This window comes from Kitasatospora sp. NPDC053308 (assembly GCF_055585785.1).
On record NZ_JBVJJY010000007.1, the window covers coordinates 1 to 26,304 of the forward strand.

At 75.0% G+C, this 26,304-nt stretch carries 20 protein-coding genes and 1 pseudogene; 11 read left to right on the forward strand and 10 right to left on the reverse strand.

The window, feature by feature from the left end; genetic code table 11:
• Positions 1 to 272: 272 nt before the first annotated feature.
• Entirely contained in the window at positions 273 to 3,254 is a 2,982-nt protein-coding gene (locus ACZ6Y7_RS17690; RefSeq protein ID WP_465758802.1) for a glycoside hydrolase family 48 protein, read from the reverse strand.
• Positions 3,255 to 3,742: 488 nt separating this feature from the next.
• Here ACZ6Y7_RS17690 and ACZ6Y7_RS17695 point away from each other — a divergent pair, with 488 nt between their 5' ends.
• From ACZ6Y7_RS17695 to ACZ6Y7_RS17715, 5 genes are all read left to right on the forward strand, one after another.
• Positions 3,743 to 4,744, forward strand: a complete 1,002-nt coding sequence (locus ACZ6Y7_RS17695; protein WP_465758803.1) for a LacI family DNA-binding transcriptional regulator — start codon at positions 3,743 to 3,745, stop codon at positions 4,742 to 4,744.
• 250 nt (positions 4,745 to 4,994) lie between these two features.
• Positions 4,995 to 6,101, forward strand: a complete 1,107-nt coding sequence (locus ACZ6Y7_RS17700) for a sugar ABC transporter substrate-binding protein (protein ID WP_465758804.1) — start codon at positions 4,995 to 4,997, stop codon at positions 6,099 to 6,101.
• Positions 6,102 to 6,179: 78 nt separating this feature from the next.
• Positions 6,180 to 6,959, forward strand: a complete 780-nt coding sequence (locus ACZ6Y7_RS17705; RefSeq protein ID WP_465758805.1) for an ATP-binding cassette domain-containing protein — start codon at positions 6,180 to 6,182, stop codon at positions 6,957 to 6,959.
• Positions 6,956 to 8,233, forward strand: a complete 1,278-nt coding sequence (locus ACZ6Y7_RS17710) for a sugar ABC transporter permease (RefSeq protein ID WP_465758806.1) — start codon at positions 6,956 to 6,958, stop codon at positions 8,231 to 8,233. Before ACZ6Y7_RS17705 ends, ACZ6Y7_RS17710 begins: the two co-directional genes overlap by 4 nt.
• Positions 8,234 to 8,245: 12 nt before the next feature.
• Complete coding sequence (locus ACZ6Y7_RS17715; protein WP_465758807.1) at positions 8,246 to 9,496, forward strand: ROK family protein; 1,251 nt, start codon at positions 8,246 to 8,248, stop codon at positions 9,494 to 9,496.
• Between the two features lie 123 nt (positions 9,497 to 9,619).
• On the opposite strand, the gene ACZ6Y7_RS17720 is transcribed toward ACZ6Y7_RS17715, so the two are convergent.
• From ACZ6Y7_RS17720 to ACZ6Y7_RS17740, 5 genes are all read right to left on the reverse strand, one after another.
• Positions 9,620 to 11,803, reverse strand: coding sequence for a SpoIIE family protein phosphatase (locus tag ACZ6Y7_RS17720; RefSeq protein WP_465758808.1), 2,184 nt, complete (start codon positions 11,801 to 11,803; stop codon positions 9,620 to 9,622).
• A 273-nt stretch (positions 11,804 to 12,076) separates the two neighbouring features.
• Positions 12,077 to 13,564 carry a S8 family serine peptidase gene (locus ACZ6Y7_RS17725; RefSeq protein WP_465758809.1) on the reverse strand — a complete coding sequence of 496 codons (1,488 nt, stop codon included), beginning with the start codon at positions 13,562 to 13,564 and terminating at the stop codon, positions 12,077 to 12,079.
• An 87-nt stretch (positions 13,565 to 13,651) separates the two neighbouring features.
• On the reverse strand, positions 13,652 to 14,026 hold the full coding sequence (locus ACZ6Y7_RS17730; protein ID WP_465758810.1) for a hypothetical protein: 375 nt from the start codon (positions 14,024 to 14,026) through the stop codon (positions 13,652 to 13,654).
• Positions 14,027 to 14,070: 44 nt separating this feature from the next.
• Positions 14,071 to 14,868, reverse strand: a complete 798-nt coding sequence (locus tag ACZ6Y7_RS17735) for a DUF6424 family protein (protein ID WP_465758811.1) — start codon at positions 14,866 to 14,868, stop codon at positions 14,071 to 14,073.
• A 462-nt stretch (positions 14,869 to 15,330) separates the two neighbouring features.
• Positions 15,331 to 15,777: an alpha/beta fold hydrolase gene (locus ACZ6Y7_RS17740; protein ID WP_465758812.1), complete on the reverse strand. Its 447-nt coding sequence runs from the start codon at positions 15,775 to 15,777 to the stop codon at positions 15,331 to 15,333.
• Here ACZ6Y7_RS17740 and ACZ6Y7_RS17745 point away from each other — a divergent pair.
• Positions 15,776 to 16,831 carry an NAD-dependent epimerase/dehydratase family protein gene (locus tag ACZ6Y7_RS17745; protein WP_465758813.1) on the forward strand — a complete coding sequence of 352 codons (1,056 nt, stop codon included), beginning with the start codon at positions 15,776 to 15,778 and terminating at the stop codon, positions 16,829 to 16,831. The genes ACZ6Y7_RS17740 and ACZ6Y7_RS17745 overlap by 2 nt on opposite strands.
• A 54-nt stretch (positions 16,832 to 16,885) precedes the next feature.
• Here ACZ6Y7_RS17745 and ACZ6Y7_RS17750 read toward each other — a convergent pair whose 3' ends face one another.
• Positions 16,886 to 18,022 (reverse strand): sensor histidine kinase, encoded by a 1,137-nt coding sequence (locus ACZ6Y7_RS17750; protein ID WP_465758814.1) that lies wholly within the window; start codon positions 18,020 to 18,022, stop codon positions 16,886 to 16,888.
• Complete coding sequence (locus tag ACZ6Y7_RS17755) at positions 18,019 to 18,846, reverse strand: response regulator transcription factor (RefSeq protein ID WP_465758815.1); 828 nt, start codon at positions 18,844 to 18,846, stop codon at positions 18,019 to 18,021. The genes ACZ6Y7_RS17750 and ACZ6Y7_RS17755 overlap by 4 nt, the downstream gene beginning before the upstream one ends.
• A gap of 188 nt (positions 18,847 to 19,034) precedes the next feature.
• Between ACZ6Y7_RS17755 and ACZ6Y7_RS17760 the strand changes: the two are divergent.
• From ACZ6Y7_RS17760 to ACZ6Y7_RS17770, 3 genes and pseudogenes are all read left to right on the forward strand, one after another.
• Positions 19,035 to 19,769 (forward strand): annotated as a pseudogene (locus ACZ6Y7_RS17760) (glycosyltransferase family 2 protein); the annotation flags it as partial.
• A 99-nt stretch (positions 19,770 to 19,868) separates the two neighbouring features.
• Positions 19,869 to 20,396, forward strand: coding sequence for a TIGR04282 family arsenosugar biosynthesis glycosyltransferase (locus ACZ6Y7_RS17765; RefSeq protein WP_465759116.1), 528 nt, complete (start codon positions 19,869 to 19,871; stop codon positions 20,394 to 20,396).
• Complete coding sequence (locus ACZ6Y7_RS17770; RefSeq protein ID WP_465758816.1) at positions 20,393 to 21,064, forward strand: class I SAM-dependent methyltransferase; 672 nt, start codon at positions 20,393 to 20,395, stop codon at positions 21,062 to 21,064. The genes ACZ6Y7_RS17765 and ACZ6Y7_RS17770 overlap by 4 nt, the downstream gene beginning before the upstream one ends.
• Positions 21,065 to 21,115: 51 nt before the next feature.
• On the opposite strand, the gene ACZ6Y7_RS17775 is transcribed toward ACZ6Y7_RS17770, so the two are convergent.
• Complete coding sequence (locus ACZ6Y7_RS17775; RefSeq protein WP_465758817.1) at positions 21,116 to 22,438, reverse strand: glycosyltransferase 87 family protein; 1,323 nt, start codon at positions 22,436 to 22,438, stop codon at positions 21,116 to 21,118.
• A 330-nt stretch (positions 22,439 to 22,768) separates the two neighbouring features.
• Between ACZ6Y7_RS17775 and ACZ6Y7_RS17780 the strand changes: the two genes are divergently transcribed.
• Together ACZ6Y7_RS17780 and ACZ6Y7_RS17785 are read left to right on the forward strand one after the other, a co-directional pair.
• Positions 22,769 to 23,905 carry a molybdopterin-dependent oxidoreductase gene (locus tag ACZ6Y7_RS17780; protein WP_465759117.1) on the forward strand — a complete coding sequence of 379 codons (1,137 nt, stop codon included), beginning with the start codon at positions 22,769 to 22,771 and terminating at the stop codon, positions 23,903 to 23,905.
• Positions 23,902 to 24,399, forward strand: a complete 498-nt coding sequence (locus ACZ6Y7_RS17785; protein WP_465758818.1) for a hypothetical protein — start codon at positions 23,902 to 23,904, stop codon at positions 24,397 to 24,399. The genes ACZ6Y7_RS17780 and ACZ6Y7_RS17785 overlap by 4 nt, the downstream gene beginning before the upstream one ends.
• A gap of 292 nt (positions 24,400 to 24,691) precedes the next feature.
• Here the strand turns inward: ACZ6Y7_RS17785 and ACZ6Y7_RS17790 are convergent, their stop codons facing one another.
• Positions 24,692 to 25,978: a cyanophycinase gene (locus tag ACZ6Y7_RS17790; RefSeq protein WP_465758819.1), complete on the reverse strand. Its 1,287-nt coding sequence runs from the start codon at positions 25,976 to 25,978 to the stop codon at positions 24,692 to 24,694.
• Between the last annotated feature and the right edge of the window lie 326 nt (positions 25,979 to 26,304).

Genomic DNA, 26,304 nt, shown 5'->3' on the forward strand with positions numbered 1-26,304 from the left:
GGGTCGGGTCGGGGCCCGGGGCCGGGGTCAGGGTCGGGGTCGGGTCGGGGCCCGGGGCCGGGGTCAGGGTCGGGGTCGGGTCGGGGCCCGGGGCCGGGGTCAGGGTCGGGGTCGGGTCGGGGCCCGGGGCCGGGGTCAGGGTCGGGGTCGGGTCGGGGCCCGGGGCCGGGGTCAGGGTCGGGGTCGGGTCGGGGCCCGGGGCCGGGGTCAGGGTCGGGGTCGGGTCGGGGCCCGGGGCCCGGGGCCAGGGGCCGGCGGCCGCAGCGGCCCCCTCAGCCGCCCGGGTTCACCGTCGGGAACAGCTGGGCGAAGGTGTCGAAGGCGGTCGCGATGTCCGCCTCGGCCCAGAACCGGTGGTAGGTGAAGGTCGGTGCCGCGCCGCCGTCGAGGTAGGCCTGCACCTTGGACCACTGCGGGTCCTTGGTGTACCAGGGGCGGATCGACAGGAACGTGGTGCTCGCCGAGCTGATCTTGGTGCCGTCCGGGTAGGTGCCGGTCCAGCCGGGCGGGACGTACAGGCCCGCGTGGGTGGTCGCCGAGTACGGCTGGGTGAAGCGGCTGTAGTCGGCGCGGGTCTCGGCGGCCGAGTAGCCCAGGCCGTCGGTGTACTTGGCGTGCAGGGTGTCCAGGATGGACTGGGCGAACGTCCGGGCGGCGGCGCTGCCCGACTTGGCGGCGTAGTACGCGAGGGTCTTGGCGAGCGATCCCGCCACGCCGACGTCGGTGGCGCTGCCGCTCGCGGTGACGTGCAGGCCCGCGTTGCCGCCGGGGGCGGTGGCGTTCCAGGTGTCGGGCGCCCCCGTCCAGGCCAGCTTGTCGGGGGTGGTGAGGGTGCCGCCGGCCGGGTCCGCCTTGGAGACGGACATCGCCCACGGGACCCACTTGTCGAGGATGGCCTTCGCCCGGGTGTCGCCGGTGGTGTAGTAGTACTCGGCGAACCGCTCCATCGACCAGGTCTGGAACCCGAACCACTGGTTGGAGGCCGGGTCGTGGTACTCGGGCTGCCAGTCGTAGTACAGGCCGTAGAAGGTCGGGTCACCGGCCGGGGGCGCCGCGTCGTCGCCGTAGTTGCCGCCCCAGCTGTTGGTGGCGCCGCCGGCGATGGCGCCCTCGGTGGACTGGAGCCACTGGAAGAACTGGAGCTGCTTGTCCAGGCTGCCCGACCAGTCGGTGGCCGCGCTCGGCGAGAGCGGTTTCAGGCCGGGGTCGTTGGCGAGCACCCAGGCGGCCATCGGGTTCTGGTAGCCCTGGTGGGCGGCGGAGCCGGAGATCCGCCACGACCAGCCGCCGTCGGCCGCGCCGCCCCAGGCGAAGTACCAGGTGAGCAGGCCGAGTTGCTCGTTCGCCTTGGACGTGCCGCCGGGGCAGGTGGTGGAGCCGAGGCAGTTGCCCGCCCGCTTGAAGTACTTGTCGTAGAGCGAGTAGCGCAGGTAGTCGCCGAGCTTGGCGGCCTTGGCGAGGGTCGCGGTGATGGCCGCGCTCTTGCCCTGCGACTTCGCGAACTGCTCGGCCCAGTAGGCGGCCTGGACGAGTCGGGCGTCGGCGTCCGGCGCGTCGGTGTACTTGTACTGCTTGCTGTAGCTGCCGCCGCCGTCGTTGAAGAGGCTGAGGAAGCCGGAGCCGCTGTTGCCGTACGCGAACACGTCGCAGTCGGGCTGCGGCACCGTCTCCCAGACCGACTCCTCCGGGCCGCGCTGGAAGGTGTTCATCAGGCTGGGCTTGGTGGTGCCGTCCCCGCACTGGCCGAACCCGTACCTGTTGTCGGTGTCCAGCAGCCAGGCCGGGGCGTACACGTCCGGGCTGTCGTAGGTGCTCTTCAGCTCGGCGGAGAGCGGATCGGTGCCGACCGGCGCGCTGCTGTTCAGCTTGATCGGGTACTGGTCGGGCTGGGCCTTCTCGGGGCCGTAGGTGGCGGGCTTGGACGGGTTGTACGTGCTCTGGCCGGGCTGCTGGGCGTGGCCGGGGATCAGGTAGGTCTCCAGGTTCGTCCAGGCGCTGGTGAAGGGCGCCCAGTCGCCGGTGATCCGCCCGTAGTCGGCTTCCAGCCACAGCCAGTAGCTGTACGTCTCGGAGGTGGTCTCGTGGCCGTAGTCGGGGGCCTCCACGACCAGGGTCTCCACCGAGTGGTACGGGATGCCCTGGGGGCTGAAGTAGCCGTTGGCCGGGTTCTTGATCTTGCTGTAGAGGTCCAGGAAGTACCGGTCGTAGCCCGAGGTCTTCGCCGCTTCGGTCACCGTCACGGCGCCAGAGCCGAAGCCGGTCGCGGAGGCGGTGAAGGTCGCGGTGCCGCCGACCTGGGCGGCGTCGGTGCCGGCCGCGACGGTGACGGTCTGCGGGACGTTCCAGGTGGCGGGCGTGAAGGTGAGGGCGGCCCCGGAGGTGACGCTCAGATCCGGGTCGCTGCCCGAACGGGCCACCGTCACCGTGGTGGTGGCGGACGGCGCCTGGGAGAGCGCGACGGTGAAGGTGCCGGTGCCGCCCTGCTGGACGACGAGCGAGGCGGGACTGACCAGGACGCTCGGCCCGGCCACCTTGATCGCGACCGGGCTGGAGGTGGTGGTGGCGCCGGCGTCGTCGGTCGCGACGGCGGTGACCGAGTAGTCGCCCGCCGCCACGCCGGTCCAGTCGACCGTGTACGGCGCGGTGGTGTCGGTGCCGATCAGGGTGGTGGTGCCGGCCGGGGTCGAGGCGTAGAAGTCGACCTTGGAGACCGTCCCGTCGGCGTCGGCCGCGCCGGCGGACACCGTCACGGTGGATCCGGGGGTGAAGGTCTGGCCGGCGGCCGGCGAGGTGAGCGAGACGGTCGGGGGCTGGTCGGCACCGCGGCACGGGGTGCCGTTGACCGTGAAGGCGGTGGGGGCGGTGTTGGCGCCGCTGTAGGCGAAGTTGGCGCCGGTGGTGTAGCCGGCGCCGGGTTGGATGGTGGCGGCGTAGCCGGGGTTGGTGACGGTGACGGTCCGCCCGCTCTGGCTCCAGGTACCGTTCCAGCCGTTCTGGAGGGTCTGGTTGCCGGCGTAGGTGTAGCCGAGGGTCCAGCCGTTGATCGCGGTGGTGCCGGTGTCCGTGATGGTGATGTCGGCCGTGAAGCCGCCGCCCCAGTCGTTGACGGCGTAACTCACGCCGCAGGACAGGCCGGTGGCGGCCGCGGCGGGCGGGGTGAGGCTGACGCCCGCCGGGCCGATCAGGGCGAGGGCGGTGGCGGTGGCGGTGACGGCGAGCCGGTTTCCCCCGGCCCGCAGGGTTCTGCTTCGCATGCACGTCCTCCAGATGGGTGGGGTACCGCCGCGCGGGTGGGGGGTGGCGTGGCGGACGGAGGTGCAGGGTGCGATCGTGGGGCGGCTCGGCCGGCTTGGGAAGCGCGGCCGGGGCCCGGGGGTGGCGCACCGGAGCCGGACCACGGCCCCGACCAGCGCGGAGCCGGTTCCCGGGCGGTGGGCCGCCCGGCTCGGCGGCGTGTAAGTTACAGCGCCTCCTGGGAGCGCTCCCACAGCCGGGGGCGGCGGCCTCGCCCGGGCTCGACGGACACCGGACCGCCCGCTACTCCGGGCGGACGCGCCCCCGCCCCCGGACGGACCCGCCCGCGCCTGCGCGCCGACGCCCGCCGCCGTGCCCCGCCCCCACGCCGTGTCGCCCGTCTTGACGCTGATCGTTCAACCGACCAAGCTGGCAGGGCCGGTGGCCCGGCGCGGGTGCCGGCCCGAGGGTGCAGCTCCCCCATCGAGGACCGATCCTGGACGGCCCCATGCCCCAGCCCGTACGCGGCACCGACTCCGCTCCGACCCTGGCCGAGGTCGCCCGTCGGGCCGGCGTCTCCACCGCGACGGCCTCCCGGGTGCTGAACCGTTCCGCCCCCGTCTCCACCGCCATGGCGGCCCGGGTCGAGCGGGCGGCGCGCGAGCTGGCGTACGTCCGCCGCCGGGCGCCCAGGGCCGGGGAGACCGGCGTGGTGGCCGTCGTGGTCTTCGCCGATCCGCTGCAGTACCACGCGGACGCCTTCCCGGTCCGGCTGCTGGCCGGGCTGCGGCGCTGCCCGCCGGGCACCGAGCGGGAGTTGGCCGTCTTCACGGTGCCCCGACGCTCCCGGCGGCCGCCGCTGGTGCGCTACCTGTGCGGCGGCCACGTCGACGGCGTGCTGCTGGTCGGCCCGTGGGACACCGCGCTCATCCGGCTGCTGCACGCGGCCGGGGTGCCCGCGGTGTCCCTGGGCCGCCCGCCGGAGCCGGACACGGCGGCGTTCGTCGACGCGGACAACCTCGGCGGCGCCCGGGACGCGGTGCGGCGGCTGTGCGCGTCCGGGCGCCGCTCGGTGGCCACCATCGCCGGCCCGCCGGACACCGCCGCCGGCGCGGACCGGCTGGCCGGGTACCGCCAGGCGGTGGCCGCGACGGCGGCGGCCCGGCCCGCCGTGGCGTACGGCGACTTCGGCAGCGCCTCCGGCGAGCACGCGATGCAGTGGCTGCTGGACCAACGGCCGGACGTGGACGCGGTGTTCGCCGCGTCCGACCAGATGGCCGCGGGGGCGCTCAGGACCCTGCGGCGGCACGGCCTGCGGGTCCCCGAGGACGTGGCGCTGATCGGCTTCGACGATGCCCCCGTCGCCGCGCGCTGCCGGCCGGGGCTGACCACCGTCCGCCAGCCGGTGGAGGAACTCGGTTCGCGCGCGCTGGAGTTGCTGCTGCGGAACCCGGCACCCGGCGAGTCGGTGGTGCTCCCCACCCGGCTGGTGGTCCGGGCGTCGGGCTGACCGCGCCCGCTGTCGACCCGCCGCCCCCGCCGTCACCGCCGTCACCGGAGTCGCGGTGACTCGATCGTTACGCACGCGGGCCCGCGCAAGGGCTTGGCGGACCTCGGGGCGCGACGTATGTTGTCGCGGGCAACAAACAGCGGGCCGGCTGCTCTCCCGCCCCCGCTCCGCGCTCGTGCCCGTCCCCACCCCCGTCATCGGCCACCGCACGTCCGGCCCAGGTCGGACACGCCTCGAAAGGACCCTGCCCATGCGCAAGGGACTCCTGTTCGCCACTGCTGCCCTGTCAGCAACCCTGCTCTCCACGGTCACCGCCTGCGGCTCCTCGGACTCCGGCTCCGGCTCCGGCTCCGGCTCGGCGGGCGGCAAGAAGCCGAAGATCGGCGTGATCCTGCCGGACAGCAAGTCGTCCGTCCGCTGGGAGACCGCGGACCGGCCGTACCTCGCCGCGGCCTTCAAGGCCGCCGGGGTGGACTACGACATCCAGAACGCCGAGGGCGACAAGCAGGCGTTCCAGACGATCGCCGACCAGATGATCACCAGCGGCGTGAACGTGCTGGTCATCGTCAACCTCGACAGCGGAACCGGCAAGGCCGTCCTGGACAAGGCCAAGGCCCAGGGCGTGGCCACCATCGACTACGACCGGCTCACCCTCGGCGGCTCCGCCCAGTACTACGTCAGCTTCGACAACACCCAGGTCGGCAAGCTCCAGGGCCAGGGCCTGACGAAGTGCCTGAGCGACATGGGCGCCAAGAACCCCGTCGTGGCCGAACTCAACGGCTCCCCGACCGACAACAACGCCACCCTGTTCGCCAACGGCTACAACAGCGTCCTGGACCCGTTGTACGCCTCCGGGGAGTACACCAAGGGCCCCAACCAGTCGGTGCCCGACTGGGACGCCGCCCAGGCGCAGACCATCTTCGAGCAGATGAACACCAGCCAGCCGAACATCGGCGGGGTGCTCGCGGCCAACGACGGCCTGGCCAACGCGGCCATCGCCGTGCTGCGCAAGAACCACCGCAACGGGCAGGTGCCGATCACCGGTCAGGACGCCACCGTGCAGGGCCTGCAGAACATCCTGGCGGGCGACCAGTGCATGACCGTCTACAAGGCCGTCAAGAAGGAGGCCGACGCGGTGTCCGGCCTCGCCGTCCAGCTGGCCGGCGGCAAGAAGGGCCAGACCGGCGCCACCGTCCACGACCCGACGGGCAACCGCGACGTCCCGGCGGTCCTGCTGACGCCCGAAGCCGTCTTCAGGAACAACATCCAGGACGTCATCACCGACGGCTTCGTCACCAAGGCGCAGCTGTGCACCGGCGACTACGCCGCGCTGTGCACGAAGGCCGGCATCCAGTAGCGCGCACGCCGGCCCCACCCGTGGGCCCCGCCGTCGGCGGCGCGGGGCCCACCCCGCCAATACCCAGGAGCCTCACCCATGACAGAGACACCGACTCTCGAGTTGCGCGGGATCGACAAGAGCTTCGGCCCCGTCCAGGTCCTGCACGACATCGCGCTCAGCGCCCGGGCGGGCGAGGTCACCGCACTCGTCGGCGACAACGGCGCGGGCAAGTCGACGCTCGTCAAGTGCATCGGCGGCATCCACCCGATCGACGCGGGAGAGTACCTCTTCGACGGCCGGCCGGTGCACGTGCACAGCCCGCGCGACGCCGCCGCGCTCGGTGTGGAGATCGTCTACCAGGACCTCGCCCTGTGCGACAACCTCGACATCGTGCAGAACATGTTCCTGGGGCGGGAGAAGCGCCGCGGTCTGGTGCTCGACGACTCGACCATGGAGGAGATGGCCGCCGCGACGCTCCGGGGGCTCTCGGTGCGCACGGTCAAGTCCCTTCGCCAGAAGGTCTCCAGCCTCTCCGGCGGCCAGCGCCAGACCGTCGCCATCGCCAAGGCCGTCCTGTGGAACAGCAAGCTCGTCGTCCTCGACGAGCCCACCGCCGCCCTCGGCGTCGCCCAGACCGCGCAGGTCCTGGAACTCGTGCGCCGCCTGGCCGACAACGGCCTGGCCGTCGTGCTCATCTCGCACAACATGAACGACGTCTTCGCGGTCTCCGACCGGATCGCCGCGCTGCACCTCGGACGGATGGCCGCCCAGGTCAAGGCCTCCGACGTGACGCACGCGCAGGTCGTCGAACTGATCACCTCGGGCCGCAGCGGCGACCCGGGCCCCCGGACCACCCCCAACGGAGCCGCCGTATGACCTCCGCCCTCGCCCCCCGGAAGCCCGAGCGGCCCGACCGGCCCACCGGCTCCGAGCAGGGCCCGTCCCCGACCGCCCGCCTGGCGGACATCGGCCGCGGCTACCTCGACCAGGTCCGCGCGGGCGAGCTCGGCGCCCTGCCCGCCATCGCCGGCCTGGTCGTCCTGTGCGTGTTCTTCGCCCTGCTGCGCCCGGTCTTCCTGTCCAACCTGAACTTCGCCAACCTGCTCACCCAGAGCTCCGGCAGCATCGCCATCGCCATGGGGCTGGTCTTCGTCCTGCTCCTCGGCGAGATCGACCTCTCGGCCGGGTACGCCAGCGGTGTGTGCGCCGCCGTCCTGGCCATCCTGCTGACGAACCACGGCTGGCCCTGGTACGGCGCGGTGGCCGCCGCCATGGCGACCGGCGCCGTCATCGGCCTGCTCATCGGCACGCTCGTCGCCAAGGTCGGCATCCCCTCCTTCGTGGTGACGCTGGCCGCGTTCCTCGGCTTCCAGGGCGTCGTGCTGATCCTGCTCAAGGAGGGCACGAACATCTCGGTCAAGGACCCGACCATCCTGGCCATCGCGAACGACAACCTCAGCCCCGTCCTCGGCTGGGTCCTGCTGGCCGGCTGCGTCCTCGGCTACGGCGCCCTGCAGCTGCGCCGCAGCCGCGACCGGCTCGGCCGGGGCCTGGCCGGAACCCCGCCGGCGCTCCTCGCCCTGCGGACCGGCGCCGTCGTCGTGCTCGGGGGCGCGGCCGTGTACCTGCTCAACCAGGAGCGCAGCCGCAACGTCGTCGTCAGCTCCCTCAAGGGCGTGCCCGTCGTCGTGCCCGTGATCGGGGCGCTCCTGCTGCTGGGGACGTTCACCCTGCAGCGGACCGGCTTCGGCCTGCACGTCTACGCCGTGGGCGGCAGCGCCGAAGCCGCCCGCCGGGCCGGGATCAACGTCGCCTTCATCCGGATCGCCGCCTTCGTCATCTGCTCCTGCCTGGCGGCCGTCGGCGGCATCATCGCCGCCTCCCGGGGCAACTCCGTGGACCCCAACACCGGCGGGAGCAACGTCCTGCTGCTCGCCGTGGGCAGCGCCGTCATCGGCGGCACGAGCCTGTTCGGCGGTCGCGGCCGCGTGGTCGACGCCGTGCTGGGCGGCCTGGTCGTCGCGGTGATCCAGAACGGGATGGGCCTGATGGGGTACTCCTCGGGCGTCAAGTACGCTGTCACGGGATCGGTTCTGCTGGTGGCCGCCGGTGTGGACGCCATGTCCCGCCGCCGCACCGCCCGACGATGAGAGCCGCCCGCCATGAAAGCCGGTCCCTCCCAGGAAGAGGTCCGCCAGCACAACCTGGGTGCCCTGCTGCGCCTCGTCCACTTCGACGGGCCCACCTCGCGAGCCGTCCTGGCGACCCGGCTCGGCCTCAACCGCAGCACCATCCTGGGTCTGGTCGGCGATCTGACGGCCGCGGGCCTGGTCCGCGAGGAGTTGCCGCAGGAGACCGGCCGGGCCGGACGGCCCTCGCTGGTCGTGAAGCCGGAGTCCACCCGCGTGCACGTGCTGGCGGTGGACGTGGGCATCGAGCGCCTGGCGGCGGCCCTGATCGGACTCGGCGGCGTGTTCCTGGACCGGCGCGAGTGCCCGTGGTCCGACGGGCACCCGCAGGACCCCGCGCGGGTGGCCGCCGTCCTCGCGGGATTCGCCGACGAGATGCTGGCCCGCGCACCGGCCGGCAGTTCGTGCGTCGGCGTCGCCGTGGCGGTGCGCGGCATCGTCCGCCACTCCGACGGGCAGGTCGGCCTCGCTCCCAACACGGGCTGGAAGGGCGTCGACTTCGCCGGCGTGTTCGCCGACCGGCTCCGTCTGGACGTCCCGGTCCTCGTCGCGAACGAGGCCAACCTCGGCGCGCTCGCCGAGCACCGGCGCGGGATCGGCCGGGGCAGCCAGAACCTGGTCTACCTGCACGGCGAGATCGGCATCGGCGCCGGAGTGATCACCGACGGCGAACTCCTGCGCGGCGCGCGCGGATACGCCGGCGAGATCGGCCACATGAACGTCAACCCGTACCGCGGACGGCCGTGCGGCTGCGGCGCCCTGGGCTGTCTGGAGGCCGAGGCCGGCGAGCGCGCCCTGCTGGAAGCCGCCGGCCGGGACGGCCGCGCCACCGGGGTCGACGCCGTACGGTCGGTGGTCGTCGCCGCCGACCGCGGGGACGTCACCGCGCGCGCGGCCCTGCACCGCGTCGGGGACTGGCTGGGCATCGGCATCGCGAACCTCGTCAACCTCTTCGATCCGGAGCTGGTCATCCTGGGCGGCACCCTCCGGGACGTCTTCCTCGGATCCGCCGCCCAGGTGCGCAGCCGGATCAACACCAACGCCCTTGCCGCGGTGCGGGAGAACCTGCGCCTGCGCGTCGGCGAACTCGGCGGCGACACCGTCCTGATCGGCGCCGCCGAGCTGGCGTTCTCCGAGGTGCTCACCCGACCGCTGGAGACGCTCGACCGCCGGCGCCGCCCTTCCGCGCCCCGGGACGACGCCGCACCCGCCCCGCGGCGCTGAACCCGCCCGGGCCCCGCGCCCCCGCCCTCGTCCGCGCCCCTGCCCGAGCACCGCGGCCGCCGACGGCCTGCCCCGGGTGCCTGCCTCCGGGTGACCCGGCAGGCGAAGGGCGCCGTCGAAGGGTCAAGCCGCCAGCGGGAATTCGCACCAGACGTTCTTGCCGCTGCCGAGCGGCTCGACGCCCCAGCTCCCGGTGAGCGCGTCCACCAGCAGCAGACCGCGACCGGAGGTGGCGGTCTCGCCGGGGGTCCGGCGGCGCGGCAGGACACTGGAGCGGTCCCGGATCTCCAGGCGGATGCAGGGGGCCGTGCCGGCCCGCAGCTCGACGGTGAGCAGTGCGCCCCCGTCGGTGTGGACCAGGGCGTTGGTGATCAGCTCGTCCGCGGTGAGTTCGACGTCGGAGAGGAGCTCGGTCGCACCCCAGCCGGCCAGCGCCTGGCGGAGCATGGCCCTGGCCTCCGTCAGCCCTTCCGGATCGGCCTGGTGGACGTGCTGGGTCATCTGCCGGGTGGTGCGGGCGCCGGTGACGGCGGCCCGGTGCAGCAGCAGGAGCGCCACGTCGTCGCCGCCGCCGAGCCGGCCGCCGGGGCCGCCGCAGAGGTGGTCGGCGAGCGCCTCGGTGTCCTGCGGGCCGGTGCGCATGGCGGCGGCGAGGGCGTCGATGCCGTCGGTGATGTCCCGGCCGGGGTGTTCGACCAGTCCGTCGGTGCACAGCAGCAGGGTCTCGCCGGGGCCGAGGTCGAACCGGGTCTCCGGGTAGCCGTCCTGGCCGAACACCGTGGCCACGCCGAGCGGCAGGCCGCCGCGGACGCCGACCCCGCCGGTGAGACCGGTGCCGTGCCGCACGAGCGGTTCCAGGTGACCGGCCCGCACCAGGCGCAGCGTCCCGGTCTCCAGGTCGGCGTCGACGTAGAGGCAGGTCGCGGACCGCTCGGTGTCGAGCTCGGCGAGGAATCCGGAGGCGCGGGCCATGACCGTCGCGGGGGTGTGCCCCTCGGTGGCGTAGGCCCGCAGCGCGATCCTCAACTGGCCCATGATGGCGGCCGCGTGGCTGTCGTGCCCCTCCACGTCGCCGACCACGAGGCCCACCCGCCGGCCCGGCAGCGGGATGACGTCGTACCAGTCGCCGCCCACCTCGCGCCCGCTGCGGCCGGCCCGGTAGCGGACGGCCACCTCGCCGCCGCTGATCGCGGGAATGCGGCGCGGCAGCATGGTGGTCTGGAGCGTGGTCGCGAACTCGCGTTCCTGGTCGAAGAGCATGGCGCGCTGCAGGGACTGCGCGACGGCGCTGCCGAGCGCGATGCAGATGTTGCGGTCCTCGGTGCTGAAGTGGTGCCTGTCCCGGTAGAACAGGCCCAGCGCGCCGAGGGAGCGGGCCTGGGCGGCCAGCGGCAGGAAGGCCGCCGCCTCGATCCCCATCTCCTCGGCGTAGGGCAGCAGGCGGGGGTAGCGGGTGGTGAGTTCCTCCCTGGTGCCGATGAACCGGGCGCGCCGGGTGAGCACGGCCTCGGACAGGGGCAGGCCGTCCGCCAGGTGGGTCAGCGACAGGTCGTCCCGGGCCCTGAGCTCCGCCGAGGGCTGCTCGGTCGCGGCGACGAGGCGCATCACGTCCCCGTCCACCAGCCCGAGGGCCAGCCCGTCCGCTCCGAAGCGTCGCAGTCCTTCGCTGTCGGTGAGCACGTCGGTCACGTCGCGGACGGTCATGGCGCGGGCGAGGGCTTCGGTGGTGGCGCGCACCGAGTCGGTCTGCCGGCGCCGGTCGGCGGCGAGGGTGCGCATCCCCTCGGCGTGGGCCAGCTCCTCCTCGGCGTTGCGGACGATGCCGACGATCCGGTACGGGCGCGCCTGCCGGTCGCGCAGGATGCGCCCCTGCGTGTGGGCCCAGCGCAGCGTGCCGTCCCGGCGGACGACGCGGAAGTAGGACGCGAAGGTCAGGTGCCCCTCCCGCAGGGCGAGCGACACGGCCTCGTCCAGCCGCTCGCTGTCGGCGGGCAGCACGCGTGCGGAGAGTGACGCGGGCTGTCCGTCGAACTCGTCGGCCCGCAGGTCGAACACCTCCAGGCCCACGTCGTCGAGGTGGTAGGTGCCCTGGTCGAGGTCCCAGTCGAAGCTGCCCATGCCGTTGAGCGCCAGCCGGTCGTTGGCCGCGGTGGGCTCGGTGCCCTCCCGGCGGGCCGGGGCCGGGGCCGGCGTCGGGTTCGGCGCGGGGGCCGCGGCCGGCGCGGGCGACGGGGAGGGGCCACGGGCGGACACGCGGCGGGCGATCCCGGGGCCGTGGCCGCCCGGAGACCTGGACGTGTTCGCCATGGCAGGGCTCCCGTCCGCTCGATGGCCCGCCGCCGGATCGCCCGCGACCGGCCCGCCTCCGCCGTAGCGGTCACGGAGGGTGGCGGCCGCGCGACCGCGGGGCGTCGTCCGTGTCCGTGTCCCGCGCCGGGTCCGTTCCTGGAACGCCCGGTCAGTCTATCCAGGCGGCGACGGCTCGGCATCGACGTCGCCGGGCGTGGAGGACGGCCCGAGGCCCGCCCCGCGAACCCGGGCGGACCTCGACGCGTCCGGAGCCCCTCGCTGCGGGTCCGGTCAGAACCGGGCCTTCGCGAAGGCCAGGGCCGCGCTGACGTTGGCGAGTCCCGGCCCGGTGGCCTCGTCCGGGCCGGGACCGGCCGGATTGTTGAACCGGGGGTGGTTGTGGCCGGCGGTGACGTCGGTGGCGGTCTTCACGAGCGCCTCCGTCACCTGCTGGGCCGTCAGGTCCGGCCGGCCGTTCCGGCCGAGCAGGACGGCGGCGGCACCGGCGATCTGCGGGGCGGCCGCCGAGGTGCCCGAGAAGAGCCCCCAGCCGTCGTCGAAGCGCGTACCGTCGGCGGAGTCCGGCATCTGCCCGTCGCTCGCCTGGCTCTCCTCGACGTCGAGCCGGCAGCCCGGCTGCACCGGGAGCATCAGGTACTGGGCCCGCGGCAGCATCCCCACCAGACCGCAGACCGTCGGCACGACCTCGCCGGGGAACCAGGGACTGGCGTACCCGCTCGCGTAGTCGGACGCCTCGACGGTGAGACCGGGACCGACGAACACGCCGCCGGCCGCGATCACCCCGGGGACCTGCGGCTCGACCGAGAAGTGGCCGTTGCCGGCCGAGAAGACCACCACGATGCCCTTCTCCACCGCGTCCTCGATCTCCAGGATCCAGACCCGGGCGGCTGCGGGCGGGTGCGGGTCCGTGGGCGGGAAGTCGAGGTCGCCGCCCCAGGAGTTGGTGATGACCTGCGGGTGCGCGGCCTTCGCCTTGAGGAAGCCGGCCACCGTACTCGTCAGGTTGCCGTTGTCGTCGGCGGCCCGGAAGAACGTCAGCTTCGCGCCGGGGGCCACGGCGAAGATGTTGGCCGACTCCCCCGTCCCGTGTCCGACCGGGTCCTTGGCGGGGTTGGTGCCCGGCACCACGGTGACGACGGGATCGACGTCGTAGCCCTGCAGGGCGAAGAAGGGGTGCGCGTAGTGCCCGGTGTCCACCATGGCGACGTCCACGCCCGCGCCCACCGCGCCCTGGGCGTGCGCGGCGGTGGCGCCGAGCAGCATGGACACGTCGCCGGGGAGCCGCAGGTGGTACTTGCTGACGTTCGGTGGCTGCGGGCTCGGCGCCACGTGGTAGCAGGAACGCGGCTGTTCGAGCACGACGGCCTCGATGTCGTCGGCGTCCGGCGCGGCCCCCACGCCCCGGGCCTCCGGCTGGCCCCTGCCCACCAGGTCGAGGTGCGTCACGTAGCGGCGGCGCCCGATCGACACGTGCTGGAGGGCCTCGTACGAGGTGACCCGGCCACCGGTCAACTGCTCGTAGGCCGCCGGGGATCCGTAGACGGTGAAGCCCAGTCGGCTCTCGGCGCTGACCGTGAGCCCGGCGGCCTCCGCCCGCTCCTTGGCCCGGGCACGGGTGTCCTCACTGGCCCGGTACGGTGCGGCCGACGTCAGGTCGGTGGCCTCGGTCATCGGCGTTCCGCCCTCCGACCGCGCCGACACGTAGCCGAAGACCAGGTCGGGAGGAGGTTGCCCGTTCTGCAGTGTCTTGGGAAGCATCATGACTCCTCGGTGGATGACCCGGGCGTCGGGTGCCCGGGCGAAGCTCTCGTCAGTGGCCAGTGGCCAGTGGTCAGTGGCCAGTGGTCAGTGGTCGGTTGGCGGTCGTGGGCCGCCGGTCGGCGGTCGTCGGGCGTGAGTCGTCTCTCGCGGACCGGCGACGGAACGGGGTTCGGGCACCGGCAGCACGGTGACGGACCGTACGGCCTGCCGGAGGTCCTCCGGCACGGGCAGCGCCTCCGCGCCCGAGGCGTCGACCGGGCCGGACCCGAACGCCTCCCGGAACCGCGCCGCCGGGCCCGTCACCAGCGCACCGGCCGCCATCGGCAGGACCGCGATCCCGCGCCCGGCGCACCAGTCCCGCAGGGCGTCGAGCCCCGGCCCGTCGCCGGCCCGCAGCTCGACCACGGCCTCGACGGCGCCCGGCGCGGCGCCTCGTCCGCTGCCCCGTGCCGTGTCCATGAACCCTGTCCGCGCCTCCTCGGCGGCCGGCGGTGGCCAGGGGCCTACGCCGCCGCGCTTTCCGGGTGGTACTGCTCGGCGAACGCCGTCAGGGCCACCGGATGGTCCGCCCCCAGCAGCAGGGCGTCCCCGTTGTCACGCGCCCGCTCCAGCTCGGAGTGGAGCGCGGACTCCTGTGCCGCGAACAGCACTTGGACCCGCCCGTCACCGGAACCGCGCTCCGCCACCGGGGCCACGGCGACGGCCTGGCCGACCGCGTCGACGACCCACAGCCGGAAGTCGTCCCGTTTGAAGAAGACGATCTCGGTCACCGGGCTCGGGTAGTGGTGCACGCCGCCGCCCTGCGGCAGGGCCGCGCTGTGCACGTCGTGGGGCAGCGGCATGCTGGCGTTGCAGACCGAGTCGGTCCAGCGCTGCACCCCGGCCGCGTCGGTGATCGGGGTGTCGAGCAGTTCCCTGATTCCGAGCTCCTCGACCGCCTCCGGGCAGAGCGCGTACAGCCGCTTGGCGTTCTGCCGCAGCAGGTCGACCTTGGCGGGGTCGGCGCAGAACTGCGCGGACCACTCGATCCCGACCAGGTTGCGGACCAGGAACCAGCCTTGGGAGTCCTTGAGCCACAGACCGCCGCCGTGGTGGTCCTCCACCGGCTCGTCGCCGTAGAACGGCCGGTCGAGCGTGTCGGTCAGCCGGTGCATCGCGGCCCGGGCGGCCTGGTACTCCGGGGAGTCGGCCCTCGGCGGGTGCCCGGGGATGTTGATCGTCCAGCCGAGTTTCTCGGACTCGGTGTGGGGCTGGGTCGGATCGTGGGGCGGGGCCGCTCCGCCGCCCGCGTCGGCAGTCATGGAGACCTCCCACCAGCGCTGTCGACGTGCTCCGTACACGTCGGGCCCAGATGTACAGGCCACATTTACGCTGTATCTCCAGACTGCGCGCCGCCCCGGCCGCGGGTCAAGGCCGTACGGGCACGTACCGCCGATGACCGGGCCCCGGCGGTGCGCCCGCCGCGCCCGTTCCCGCCCCACCGCGTGTACGTTGTCCGCTTCCGCCGCCTACGTATTCCCGGTGCCGTGGTGGCGGATCGGGTCGCGTCAGCGGCCGGTGGTGCCGTCGATCTGCTCGCGGCGGATGCCGGCGTGGCCGGCGCGGCGGGCGCGGCGGGCGCGGCGGGCGGTCTCCCCGATCATGTGGACCAGGACCCGGCGCAGGGCCGACGACGGTCCGGGGACGGCCGGGACGGGACCGCCGCCCCGGGGGCCGGGGCGGCGGGGTGGGGCGGGTCGGGCAGGGGGTGCCCGTTGTCCGCGCTAGGCGAGGGTGTTGGCGGCGCTGCGGATGACGTCGAGCACGACGTCCGGGTGGGAGAGCATCGGCACGTGGCTGCTGTCGACGGCGTGGGTGGTGGCGCCCATGCGGGCGGCGGCGGCGCGCTGCAGGTCGGGGTTCACGGTGCGGTCGTCGTCGGCGACGATGTACCAACTGGGCTTGGTGCGCCAGGCGGTGCCGGGGACCTGCCGGCTGAACAGGTCGGGGACTGGCACCGCGCCGGTCGCGAGGACGAGCTTCTGCTCGTCCGGCGGCAGGTCGCCGCCGAGGTCGCCGATGCCGGATTCCAGCAGCCGGAGGCGGCCGTCGGCGACGTCGATGTGCTCGAAGACGGGTGTGCCGGGAATGTGCGCGGTTCTTACCGAAGGGTGACGCGGCGGCCGGGGTCGGCCCGGCAGCGGGGGCCGGCCGGTAGCGTCGCGGGGCATGAGGGTTCTGGTCACCGGCGGTGCCGGGTTCATCGGGTCGGCCGTCGTGCGCGCTCTGGCCGCGGCGGGTCATGAGGTCAGGGTGCTGGACGCACTGCTGCCCGCCGTGCACCCCTCGGGGGCGGTGCCGGAGCTGCCGGCCGGGGTCGGGTTCCGGCACGGGGACGTGCGGGACGCGGCGGCGGTGGAACGGGCCCTGGCCGGGGTGGACGCGGTCTGCCACCAGGCGGCGATGGTCGGTCTCGGGCTGGACCTGGACGACGCGCCCGAGTACGTCGGCTGCAATGACCTCGGCACGGCGGTGCTCCTCTCCGCGATGGCCCGGTGCGGGGTGCGGCACCTGGTGCTGGCCGGGTCGATGGTGGTCTACGGGGAGGGCCGGTACGCCTGTCCGGAGCACGGGAGCGTGGCGCCCGGGCCGCGGCGGCCGGAGCAGCTCGACGCGGGACGGTTCGAGCCGCCCTGTCCGGTGTGCGGGGCGCCGCTGCGTCCGGGCCTGGTGGCGGAGGACGCGCCGGGCGATCCGCGCAACGTGTACGCCGCGACCAAGCTCGCCCAGGAGCACCTGGCCGCCGCCTGGGCCCGGGCGTGCGGCGGGTCCGTCCTGACGTTGCGCTACCACAACGTCTACGGGCCGGGCATGCCGCGGGACACCCCGTACGCGGGGGTGGCCTCGCTGTTCCGCTCGGCGCTGGCCCGGGGTGAGGCCCCCCGGGTGTTCGAGGACGGCGGCCAGCGCCGGGACTTCGTGCACGTGGACGACGTCGCGGCGGCGAACCTGGCCGCGTTGGCGGCCGTCCGCGACCGGGCGCCGGGGCTCGCGCGGGCGTACAACGTCGGCAGCGGGGAGGTGCGGACGGTCGGCGAGATGGCCCGGGCGCTGGCCGACGCGCACGGCGGGCCGGCCCCGGTGGTGACCGGGCAGTACCGGCTCGGGGACGTCCGGCACATCACCGCGGATTCCTCCCGGCTGCGGGCCGAGCTCGGCTGGCGGGCCCGGGTGCCGTTCGCCGCGGGCATGGCCGAGTTCGCCGCCGCTCCGCTGCGCGCCTGAGCCCGCGCCCTCCGGCAACTCCCCCACCGAATAAGGGAGTTGCCGGACAAGGCCTTACCCGCTCGCCACCGGGAGCGCGATCTCGAAGCAGCAGCCTCCGGTGACGTTGCGCACCTCGGCCCGGCCGGCGTGTGCCTCCACGATGCCGCGGACGATGGCCAGCCCGAGCCCGGCTCCGCTGTTCCCGCCCTCACCGGGGTCGGACCTCGGGGTGCGGGCGGTGCTGCCGCGCCAGCCGGTCTCGAAGACGCGGGGGAGGTCCTGTTCGGGGATCCCTCCGCAGCCGTCGGTGACCGACAGGAGCACCTCGTCCCTCTCCCGGCGGGCCGAGACCGCGACGACGCCGTCCTCGGGCGTCGAGCGGATCGCGTTGACCAGGAGGTTGCCGAGCACCCGGGTGATCTCGCGGCTGTCCACCTGGACCGGCTCGGCCGCGACCTGGCGGCCCTCCAGGCGCACGCCGCGCTGGCGGGCCAGCGGGTGGGCGCCGGCCAGGGCGTCGTCGACCAGGTCGTAGACGGACACCCGGGACACCGAGAGGGTCAGCGCGCCGGCCTGGATGCGGGAGAGTTCGAAGAGGTCGTCGACCATCCCGGTGAGCCGCTCCACCTCGGTGCGGATCCGCCTGAGGTACTGCTCCGGTTCCTCGACCACGCCGTCCTCCAGCGCCTCGGCCATGGCCCGTAGCCCGGCGAGCGGGGTGCGCAGGTCGTGGGAGATCCAGGCGATCAGTTCGCGCCGCGAGGCGTCCAGCGCCTGCTCCCGGGTGCGCGACTCGGCGAGCCGGGCGCTGGTGGCGGCGAGTTCCGCGCTGAGCTGGGCCAGTTCGAGCCCGAGGGGGTGCTCGGGCGCGGTGAATCCGGCGTCGCTCCCGACGGTACGGGCGGCCGCGGTCAGGGCCCGGCTGCCGGCCACGACCTGGCGTCCGAGCAGGGCCGCCGTGAGCAGCGAGACCACGGACGCCATGGCGAGGACGGCTATCACCACGCCGAAGTCGTGCCGGGACAGGAACATCGCCTGGGCCACGGCGAAGGTCCCGGAGGTGACGGCGAGGACGGTGACGACGGCCACGCAGAACAGCGACAGCGCCAGCGAGCGGCGGCGCAGCAGCCGTACGCCCACCCATCCGAGCAGACCGGCGCCGGCGGCGCCGAGCCCCGCGAACAGGGCGATCAGCAGCAGGTCGTTCACGCCGGGCCGTCCTTCACCCGCGTCGTGTCCGTCGCGCCGGGAGCGTCCAGGGCGCCGGGAGCGTCCGCGGCACCGGTCGGGCCGGTGGCGCCGGTCGCGGGGTCGTAGCGGTAACCGACGCCCCACACCGTGCTGATCAGGGTCGGCGCGGCGGGGTCGTCCTCGATCTTCTCGCGCAGTCGGCGGACGTGGACGGTCACGGTGGAGAGGTCGCCGAAGTCCCAGCCCCAGACCCGCCGCATCAGCTCCTGCCGGGGGAAGACCGTACCGGGGTGCCGGAGCAGGAACGCGAGCAGGTCGAACTCCCGGAGGGTGAGGGTGAGTTCGCGCCCGCCGCGGCGGGCGCGGCGGGCCTGCGGGTCCAGCGTGATGTCCCCGGACGCCAGTGGCCCCCGGGAGGGCGCGGCGGGGGCGGCGGCGCGGGCGCGGCGCAGCACGGACTGGACGCGCAGGACGAGCTCCCGCGGACTGAACGGCTTGGTGACGTAGTCGTCCGCGCCCAGTTCCAGGCCGAGGATGCGGTCGGCCTCGTCGCCCTTGGCGGTGAGCAGGACCACCGGGAGGTCGGCGCCGTCCGCGGAGGCGCGCAGGGTGCGCAGGATCTCCAAGCCGTCGATGCCGGGGAGCATGAGGTCCAGGACCAGGAGGTCGGGCCGGTGGGCGCGGGCCAGGTCCAGGCCCTGGCGGCCGTCGGTGGCCCGGTCGACCCGGTGGCCGGCCCGGGTGAGGTAGCCGGCCACGACCTCGCCCACGGTGAGGTCGTCGTCGATCACCAGGATGCGGGCCGGGTCCGGCGGTGCGGCGGGGGCTGCGCTGTCGTTCACCCGCCGAGGATACGAGCCGCGGACGGGTCGGGGGGCGGCGCGGGCGTCGACGTTCGCGTTCCGTAAGGTCGCACCGCGACCGCGTACGGCACCGGCCGGTGCCCGCCCGCCGGTGGGCCGACGTAGGACTTTCGTAAGGGCGCGGTTCGGCCACCGCGGGCCCGCCCGCGCTTAGCGTGGCCCACGTGATCCCTCCGACTCCCCCCTTTCCGTGCGCCCAGCCGTTCGCCGAACCGTGCGCCGACGTGATCCTGCCGTGCCTCGACGAGGCCGAGGCGCTGCCCTGGGTGCTGGGGCGGGTGCCCCCGGGCTGGCGCGCGATCGTCGTGGACAACGGGTCCCGGGACGGCTCGGCCGCGCTCGCGCGCTCGCTGGGCGCGACGGTCGTCGAGGAGCCGCGGCGCGGCTTCGGCGCCGCCTGCCACGCCGGGCTGCGCGCCGCGACCGCCGAGCTGGTCTGCTTCATGGACTGCGACGGCTCGCTGGACCCCGCCCAGCTGCCGCGGGTCACCGCGCCCGTCCTGGCCGGCGCCGCGGACCTGGTGCTCGGCCGGCGCCGCCCCGCGACCGCCGGGGCGTGGCCGCTGCACGCCCGGCTGGCCAACGCCGCCCTGGCCCGTCGGCTGCGGACGCGGACGGGGGCGGCGCTGCACGACCTCGGGCCGATGCGGGCCGCCCGCCGGGACCGGCTGCTGGCGCTGGGGCTGGGCGACCGCCGCTCCGGCTACCCACTGGAGATGGTGCTCGCCGCGTCCGCGGCCGGGATGCGGATCTCCGAGACACCCGTCGACTACCTGCCGCGGACCGGCCGCTCCAAGGTGACCGGTACGGTGCGCGGCACCCGGCAGGCCGTGCGCGACATGCGGGCCGTGCTGGCCGCTCCCCCGCCGACTCTGCTGGTGATCGCCAAGGCGCCCGTCCCGGGGCGGGTCAAGACCCGGCTCACCCCGCCCTGCACGCCCGAGCAGGCGGCGGCGCTGGCCGAGGCCGCCCTCACCGACACCCTGGCCGCCCTCACCCGGATGCCGGCCGGCCGCCGGCTGCTCGTGCTGGAGGGCGAGGCCGGCCCCTGGTTGCCGCCCGGCTGGCAGGTGGTACCGCAGTCGGGCGGCGGGCTGGACGCCCGGCTCGCGGCCGCGTTCGAGCTCGCCGCCCGGACCGCCCCGGAAGCGCCGGCCCTGCTGGTCGGCATGGACACCCCGCAGGTGGACGCCGCGCTGCTCGCCGAGGCCCTGTCGCCCGCCCGGCGCGCGGGCGTCGACGCCTGGTACGGCCCGGCCGGCGACGGCGGGTTCTGGGCCCTCGGGCTGGCCGGGCCGACCGAGCGGCTCGCCCGGCGGCTGCTGCTGGGCCTGCCGATGTCCACCGCGGGCACCGGACAGGCCCTGCTCGACCGGCTGCGGGCGGAGGGCCTGGCGGTGAGCCGGCTCCCGGTGGTCGTCGACGTGGACACCATCGGGGACGCGCGTCAGGTCGCCGCCGAGGCTCCGGGCAGCAGGTTCGCGGCGTGCCTCCGGTCGGTCGAGGCCGCCCGGGAGGTGGCGGGATGACCGTCGCCGCCGAGGCGTGGGTGGACGACCCGTTCGCGGAGGCCGTCCGGGCCGGCCGGGGCCCGCTGTGGCTGCGGGTGGAGGACGGACGGCGGATCCCGCTCGACGTCGAACGCTGGTGCGCGCCCGCCGCCGGGGCCGATCACGGGCTGCTGCAGCGGTGCGCCCGGCTGGCCGCACCGGTGGTGGACCTGGGCTGCGGCCCCGGCCGCCTGGTCGCGGCCCTACTGGGCCTGGGCGTGCCGGCGCTGGGCGTCGACGTCACCGGGGCGGCGGTGGCCAGGACCAGGAGCCTCGGCGGCCCGGCCCTGCGGCGGTCGGTGTTCGACCGGCTTCCCGCGGAGGGGCGCTGGGGCGGTGCGCTGCTGGCCGACGGGAACCTCGGCATCGGCGGCGACCCGGGGCTGCTGCTCGCCCGGAGCGCCGAACTCCTCGCCCCGGGCGGCGTGTTGCTGGTCGAAGTGGAGCCGGGCGGGATCGACGAGCGGATCACCGTCCGGGTCGAGGGGGCCGACGGGCGGGTCGGACCGCCGTTCGCCTGGGCCCGCTGCGGGGTGCCGGCCGCCGCCCGCCGCGCGGCGCGGGCCGGGCTCGTGGAGACCGAGCGCTGGTCCTCGCACGGCCGCCACTTCCTCGCGTTCCGGAAGGCGGCGGTGCGCCCCCGCTGACCGGGCGCCCCCGCTACGGCCGCGGGCCCCCGCGGTCCGGGCCTCCCCGCCTCACTCCGTGGCGCCCGCCGCCGGCGCCGTCCTCCCCGCCCGGCGCCGCCGCAGCAGCGGGACCAGCAGGACGACGCCCAGCGCCACCCCGTACGAGACCTGCTGGGCGGGCTGACCTCCCGTCAGGTAGAGGGCCTGCCCGGCGGCGGGGACGGCCAGCCACTCCCAGCGGCCGTCGAGCGCGACCAGCGCGACCACCAGCAGCCCGTACCAGGGGTAGGACGGCGCCACGAGCAGCAGGGCCGTGCCCGTCACCAGCAGCGCGCCGGCCCACGGCCGGTGCCGGTCCCCCCGGTGCAGGACCCGGGCCGCCACGGCCGCCAGGACCAGGGCCGCCGCCCACGGCAGGAGGCGGTCCGGCAGCACCAGCCGCAGCAGTCCGAACCGGTCGATGTGCCCCTGCTCGTAGCCCTCCTCCCGCAGGTAGCCCGGCAGGTAGCCGAGGACGGAGGCGCCGGAGGCCAGGACGTACGGGAGGTAGGAGAGCGCGAAGGCCCCGAGCGCGCAACCGAGGAGCAGGAGGTCACGGCGGGTCGGGCGCCGGGCCGCCAGGCCGGACAGGGCGCCCGGCAGGACGAGGGCCGGCAGCAGCTTGGCCGCGATCGCGCCGCCCAGCAGCAGCCCGCCGCGCACGGCCCGTCCCCGCACCGCGCAGCCGAGCCCGGCGACCGTGAGCAGCGCGCCGAGCGTGTCCACGTGCGCGTCGTTGACCGCCCACACCGTCACGCCGGGGAACCACCCCCACAGCGCGGCCCGCCACTTCTCCCGCCCCACCCCCAGCAGCAGCCCGGTGGTCGCCACCGCGAGCACCGCCCCGCCGGCCTGCACCCCGCGCACCCCTGCGCCGAACGGGTGCACCGCGAGGAACCAGGCCTGCGCCACCGGCGGGTAGATGGTGTGCACGGCCGGCCGGTTGATCCGGGTGCAGTCGCCGGCCGCGGTGCGGTGCTCGTCCCAGCCCGTGCAGCCGTCGCCCACCGGGAAGAGGCCCGGGTCGCGCAGCCGCGCCAGCGCCGGATCCTCCGGGGTGCGGGCGTAGGGCGAGATTCCGGCGGCCTGGACCCGGCCGTCCCACACGTAGCGGTAGGCGTCGTCGCTGGTGCGCGGTGGAGCCAGCAGGCCCGCGGCGGCCACCGCGACGCCACCGGCCAGGACCAGCGGCACCACCCACGCGCCGGGCACCCGGCGCAGCAGCAGCACCGCGAGGGCGAACAGGACGAGGTCGAGCAGGTACCAGCCGGCGAGCGGGAGGGCGCCGTTCCCGGTGACCGTCAGCGCCAGGGCGGTGACCAGCGCGAGGAGGGCGAGGAGGCAGGGCGGCACGGTCCGGGCCAGGGCAGGACGGGACAGGGCACGACGGGACAGGTCAGGACGGGACAGGGCGGAAAGGGGCTGGGGAGGACCGGACACGCCGGTACGGGGCGGGGCGGGGCGGGAGTTCACGCCGCCCACCCTCCCACCGGGGCACCCGCCCGCCCCCGGTGGCGAGGCCGCCGTTCGAAATCGGTAAGCACGTCGGAGCCGCCGCGGGAGGGGCCGGGGCGCTTCGATGGACGGGTGGACACCGAACCCGCCGACTCCGGCACCTCCGCCACCCCCGGCGCCCCCGGAACCCCCGGCTCCCGCCGCGCCCGCCGCCGGTACGACCCGCCGCTGCCCGCTCCGCCGGAGTTCCTGCGGCGCGGGCCGTTCCGCGCGGGGGCGTTCGCCTCGCCGCTGCACGAGCCCCGGACGGTGGTGGCCGTCGGCCGCTGGCTGGGCGCGGCACTCCTGGTCTGCTTCCTGACCGGCCTGACCAGCCATCTGCTCCAGGACCCGCCCGGCTGGCTCGCCCCGCACCTGCCCGCACGGCCGGTGAACGGCTACCGGGCCACCCAGGGCCTGCACGTGATCAGCGGTCTGGCCGCGATCCCCCTGGTCGGTGCGAAGCTCTGGGCCGTCTACCCCCGGCTGTTCGAGTGGCCGCCGGCGCGCAGCGTGCTGCACGCCCTGGAGCGGCTGGGCATCGCCGTCCTGGTGGCGGCCGTGCTGCTGGAGCTGTTCACCGGCCTGCTGAACACCCTGCAGTGGTACCCCTGGCCGTTCCCGTTCCGGCAGACCCACTTCTGGCTCGGCTGGCTGGCGACCGGCGGTCTGCTGGTCCACCTGTCCGTCAAGGCGCCGCTGATCGCCGCGCACTGGTGGCGGCGGGCCGCGCCGGCCCTGGCGCAGCGCCGCGCGTTCCTGGCGGCCACCGCCGCCGCCGCCGGTGCCGTCACCCTGGTCACCGCCGGGCAGAGCGTGCCGTGGCTGCGCGCGCTGGACCTGCTGGCCCCGCGCCGCCCCGACCTCGGCCCGCAGGGCCTGCCGGTGAACCGCACCGCCGCGCAGGCCGGCACGGTGACGGTGCCGGCGGACTGGCGGCTGCGGGTGGACGGGCCGCGGCCGTACCGGCTCACCCTCGCCGAGCTCGGCGAACTCCCCCAGTACACGGTGGAGTTGCCGATCTCCTGCGTGGAGGGCTGGAGCGCCTCGGCCCGGTGGACCGGGGTCCGGGTGGCCGAGCTGGTGCGGCGGGCCGGGGCGCCGCCCGGCTCGGCGGTGCGGGTCACCTCGCTGGAGGCCGAGGGGCCGTACCGGGTGATGGAGATGCCCGCACCGTACGTGGACGATCCGCTCAGCCTGCTCGCCCTGCGGGTCGACGGCGAGGTGCTGGCGGCGGACCACGGGTTCCCCGCCCGGGTCATCGCGCCGAACCGGCCCGGCGTCCTGCAGACCAAGTGGGTCGCCCGGATCGAGGTGATCGCGTGACCACCGCCCTGCGCGCCGTCCTGCTGGCCGCCGGGCTGGCCGTGATCGGCTACGGCCTGGCCGGGCTGCTCGGTGACCCGTACATCACCGACCCGCTGGACGTCCTGGTCTGGGCGGCCGGAGCGCTGGTGATCCACGACGGGCTGTGGGTGCCCCTGGTGTGCGCACTGGGCGCGTTCCTGGTCCGCGGGCCGGTGCTGCGCGGCTGGCTGGTCGTGGCGGCGGCCGTCACCGCCGTCGGGCTGCCCGCCGTCCTGCGGGCGGACGACGACCACGGCAATCCGTCCGTCCTGCCGCTGCCCTATCCGCGCAACCTGCTGCTGGTGCTGGCCGCCACCGCCGTCCTCGCGGCGGCGGTCGCGCTGCTCGGGCGGTGGCGGCACCGGGACGGGACGGTCCGGCACCCGACCCGGACCGTCAAGCACCGGGTGCGGGCCGTCAAGCACCGGGACCGGGCCGCCGGGCGCCGGGCGCCCCGGGACGACCGGTCCTGAGGCCGGGTCAGTCCACAAGCTGAAGACTCGTTCACGAACGAGCCCCCCCGGCGAGCGAGCCCGGCGAGCGAGCCCGACGAACGGACCCCGACGGACGAGCCCGGCCCGGCCCGGCCCCGGGAGGGTTCCACGGCCCCGGTGGTGCCGTCGGCGCCGTCACGGGGATCGTGGTCGGACCCTGGCGGTGCCGCCGGGCGGTGCCGCCGGGCGGGATCCGGCGGCGGGCCCGGCTCGAAGGGTGCACCCGCGGAGGTGGCCGCACCGGGCACGGTGCGGCCACCGGTACCGGTGGTCAGTAGACGTACAGGTGGGTGGTCAGGTCGGCGAAGGCGATGGCCGTACCGCTCTTCCAAGCCCGGTAGCCGGTGCCCTTGGTGAGGTCGGCCTCGAAGGTGGGGCCGCTCTCGTAGCTGATGCCGTACTGGTAGGTGCTGCGGCCGGCGTTCACGAGCTCGGTGGCCATCTTGACCATCTGGTACGGGTGGCCGGTGGTCGGCGTGGGGGAGGAGAAGACGTCGCTCCAGCGGCTGCCCACGGTGCCGGTGCCGGGCGAGTAGGCGGGCTTGGCGGAGTCGGCGGACCAGGTGGTCGGGTGGTAGCTGTCTCCGCTGGTCAGGTAGGACCACTTGACGTTGTCGATGGACCAGAAGCCGCTGTGGGTGCCGACGGTGGCCGAGCGCAGGTCGAGGACGGAGACGCCGTTGGTGCCGACGACGGTGTCGGTCTCGTTGGTGGAGCCGGGGTCGGTGACGACGAGGGCGGTGTCCTCGTCGATGCCGAAGGCGCGGGTGTGGCCGGTGTCGGCCGCGAGGCGGGTGATGCGGCCCTCGCGGCCGCGGGCGGCGAAGTGGGTGTCGAGGAGGCCGGAGGTGAAGAAGTTGAAGCCGCCCTCGGGCCGGTAGCTGAGGTCGTTGGGGTAGCTGGTGCTGATGGAGGTGTAGGAGCCGTAGCGCAGACCGTCCCAGCTCTCGCCGCCGGTGACCATGTCGCGGCCGTTGGCGATGGTGGTGCCGGCGCTGGTGCCCATGATGGCGGCGCCCGCGGTGAACTTGGCGCGGATCGCCGCGAGGGCGGGGGAGTCGCTGTTGTCGCTCTTGAGGAGGGTGGTGACGAGGCGGCTCTGGTCTCCGCCGCCGAAGAAGAAGCCGGTCATGGAGTTGATCTGGTCGATGACGCTCTGGCTGGAGTTGTTGGAGATGTGATCGAGGTCGATCGGGATCCACTGGGCGTCGGCCGCGCCGTAGGTGTTCTTCAGCAGGTCGACGTAGTAGGTGCCGTTGCAGACCGAGTTGCTGCACGTGGCGGGGTCGTTGGCGTTGGGGTCGTCGGCCGGGACGTCGGAGGCCGCGGTGATGACGCCGATGCGGGCGGTGGAGGTACCGCCCGCCTTGGTGACGAAGGTGCCGTACACCGCGGAGTTGCCGGCGGCGACCGCGCCGCCCGCCAGGATCAGGCTTCCGGTGGCGGGCGTGGCCGCCCGGGCGACGGCGGCGGGCGAGGCGAGTGCCGTGGCCAGGGCGACGGCGGCGATCGCGGCTCCGGCTGCCCGGCGGCGGGCGGGGCGTGCGGACATGGTCATGGGTGCTCCTGTGGGGGAGGCGGGCCGTCGTCGATGGCGGGCCCGGCGAGGAGGGATGCGTCCGCCCGGAGAGGGGCCGGGCAGGACGGGGGTGCGCATCCGGTGCGCTGAGGGCAGCACTGGGCGCAGCAACGGAACATACAGATCGGTGCGTGATGGCGATAGATGTAACGCGTTGGTGGGGTGAAACCTTGACCATCTGAGCATCCATCAGGGATTCAGCCGGGCTTCGCGGGGCGTTACCGATTCGTAGCCTTCATTACATATGGCCATCAAGATGGTTTACCTGTAACGTCCTGGCTCGCGGCGCAGCCCCACCGGCGCCG

Coding starts and splice junctions, on each gene's coding strand:
- ACZ6Y7_RS17690 (WP_465758802.1), bottom strand. CDS start 3,254: ATGCGAAGCAGAACCCTGCGGGCCGGGGGAAACCGGCTCGCCGTCACC.
- ACZ6Y7_RS17695 (WP_465758803.1), top strand. CDS start 3,743: ATGCCCCAGCCCGTACGCGGCACCGACTCCGCTCCGACCCTGGCCGAG.
- ACZ6Y7_RS17700 (WP_465758804.1), top strand. CDS start 4,995: ATGCGCAAGGGACTCCTGTTCGCCACTGCTGCCCTGTCAGCAACCCTG.
- ACZ6Y7_RS17705 (WP_465758805.1), top strand. CDS start 6,180: ATGACAGAGACACCGACTCTCGAGTTGCGCGGGATCGACAAGAGCTTC.
- ACZ6Y7_RS17710 (WP_465758806.1), top strand. CDS start 6,956: ATGACCTCCGCCCTCGCCCCCCGGAAGCCCGAGCGGCCCGACCGGCCC.
- ACZ6Y7_RS17715 (WP_465758807.1), top strand. CDS start 8,246: ATGAAAGCCGGTCCCTCCCAGGAAGAGGTCCGCCAGCACAACCTGGGT.
- ACZ6Y7_RS17720 (WP_465758808.1), bottom strand. CDS start 11,803: ATGGCGAACACGTCCAGGTCTCCGGGCGGCCACGGCCCCGGGATCGCC.
- ACZ6Y7_RS17725 (WP_465758809.1), bottom strand. CDS start 13,564: ATGCTTCCCAAGACACTGCAGAACGGGCAACCTCCTCCCGACCTGGTC.
- ACZ6Y7_RS17730 (WP_465758810.1), bottom strand. CDS start 14,026: ATGGACACGGCACGGGGCAGCGGACGAGGCGCCGCGCCGGGCGCCGTC.
- ACZ6Y7_RS17735 (WP_465758811.1), bottom strand. CDS start 14,868: ATGACTGCCGACGCGGGCGGCGGAGCGGCCCCGCCCCACGATCCGACC.
- ACZ6Y7_RS17745 (WP_465758813.1), top strand. CDS start 15,776: ATGAGGGTTCTGGTCACCGGCGGTGCCGGGTTCATCGGGTCGGCCGTC.
- ACZ6Y7_RS17740 (WP_465758812.1), bottom strand. CDS start 15,777: ATGCCCCGCGACGCTACCGGCCGGCCCCCGCTGCCGGGCCGACCCCGG.
- ACZ6Y7_RS17765 (WP_465759116.1), top strand. CDS start 19,869: ATGCCGGCCGGCCGCCGGCTGCTCGTGCTGGAGGGCGAGGCCGGCCCC.
- ACZ6Y7_RS17770 (WP_465758816.1), top strand. CDS start 20,393: ATGACCGTCGCCGCCGAGGCGTGGGTGGACGACCCGTTCGCGGAGGCC.
- ACZ6Y7_RS17790 (WP_465758819.1), bottom strand. CDS start 25,978: ATGACCATGTCCGCACGCCCCGCCCGCCGCCGGGCAGCCGGAGCCGCG.